General features: G+C 54.0%; 1 protein-coding gene. It reads left to right on the top strand.

The window, feature by feature from the left end:
- Positions 1 to 237, top strand: a 237-nt coding sequence (locus SB660_RS23685; protein ID WP_410585037.1) for an FtsW/RodA/SpoVE family cell cycle protein, incomplete at both ends; no start/stop codon positions are given.

The raw sequence follows: 237 nt of genomic DNA, 5'->3' as shown, positions 1-237 counted from the left end.
CGGGGGTTGCGCCGCCGGTGATCGTCACCGTAGTCATTTGTGCGCTTATCGCTATTCAGCCCGACTTCGGAACGGCGATGATTATCGGTCTGATCGCGTTTTGCGTCATTATGTGTTCGGGATTCAGCGGAAGGACCCTGCTCAGGCTGGTTCTCATGGCGGGAATCGTATTACTCCTTGTCAGCCCGATCATTTATCTGAAATGGGACGATATTTTGACACCCGGGCGTATGAGCC

Origin of the sequence: Bacillus sp. SIMBA_005 (assembly GCF_046535585.1) — a bacterium.
In the GTDB taxonomy this organism is placed as follows: Bacteria; Bacillota; Bacilli; order Bacillales; family Bacillaceae; genus Bacillus; species Bacillus pumilus.
Note: the sequence above shows the minus strand (reverse complement) of the source record. Positions and strands in the feature narration are given on the sequence as shown.